The organism is Photobacterium sp. GB-56, from assembly GCF_003026105.1.
GTDB lineage: Bacteria > Pseudomonadota > Gammaproteobacteria > Enterobacterales > Vibrionaceae > Photobacterium.
Window position 1 is genome coordinate 1 of record NZ_PYNW01000045.1, and the last position, 1,362, is coordinate 1,362.

At 41.3% G+C, this 1,362-nt stretch carries 1 protein-coding gene; it reads left to right on the forward strand.

Annotated elements, in window-relative coordinates; all coding sequences use genetic code 11:
• Positions 1–89: 89 nt before the first annotated feature.
• Entirely contained in the window at positions 90–1,121 is a 1,032-nt protein-coding gene (locus C9J42_RS21235) for an IS110 family transposase (protein ID WP_107288119.1), read from the forward strand.
• Positions 1,122–1,362: the final 241 nt, after the last annotated feature.

The following is a 1,362-nucleotide window of genomic DNA, read 5'->3' on the forward strand; positions in this document are numbered from 1 at the left end:
GAGTATTTGATCTAACATGATGTATGGAATCCACTCCCTCTCTGCCAACCTAAACTTAGCGGAGTGAAATTATCTCTGAGGGTTCCAATATGTTAACTAGCAACGTTATCGCTATCGATTTAGCCAAAAATGTTCTTCAAGCCTGTCATATCAGTATTCATGGTGAGCTACTGTCCAATAAACCTCTTAGTCGCCAGAAAATGAAAGAGTTTCTAGCCAAAGCTAAGCCCTCTATTGTTGCTATGGAAGGATGTTGTGGCTGCCATTATTGGGGGCAATTAGCTGAAAGCCTTGGACACGAAGTTAGGATCATCAACCCTAAGAAAGTGAAAGGCTATTTAGAAGGCCATAAAACTGATCACAATGATGCTCTTGCCATCGCTAATGCTGCTATTCAGATCGGTATCAAATACAGTAAGCCAAAGTCGCTTGAACAGCAATCTATGCAATCTTTGGAAAGCAGCCGCCGTTTCTTATCTCGCAATGTGGTTTCATTGGGGCAGCATATTCGAGGCACGATTTTGGGCTATGGGATAGCAAACCCTAGAGGTGAAAAAGGATTAAAAGCATCGGTTCAAGCTGTGCTTGATGGTGAGACATCAATACCCGCCAATGTTGTCTCCGTTTTATCTATGCTGTGGGAGCAATATAAAGAACTAAAAGCAAAACTTATCGCATTCGAAAAAGAGAAAAATGCTTTAACTCGCCAGATAGAACCATGCCAACGATTAATGGAAATTGAAGGAGTTGGTGAAACAACAGCTGCGATGCTCTATACAACCCTTGGTGATGGTAAGCAGTTCAAAAATGGTCGGCAAGCTTCAGCATTCGTTGGCCTTACTCCAAAACAACATAGCTCTGGTGGTAAAGTATTTATGATTGGTATTGATAAGTGCGGTGGTGTCAAAGAGCTGCGATCTCTCCTTTATCTTGGCGCTATGTCTTATATTGGGCGGTTGCCAGAAAAGCCAACAACTCAAAAAGACGCTTGGTTGAGGAGTATAATCGATCGTATCGGCTTCAAAAAAACTTGCATTGCACTGGCTAACAAGGTGGTACGAACAGCATGGGCAATGTTACGGTATGAGACTGAATACAAACCTGTTTTACTCATTGATTAACCGAAAATAGACTTTTAATATTTTACAAAATGATGATGCATAAAAGGTAAGACCAACCTACTGAAAACCTGACCAAAATGTGACGCTTTAGATGCTGATAACTCGATGAGGACAGTAGGTGCGCAAACATCAAAGGCTAGGAGGTAGCTCCTCCAATAAGAAGCCGAATATACGTACGCATCTTAACTTTTACTGATTTTTCACTTTGTAAATACGTGGATTCCATATACGTTTTGGGGCA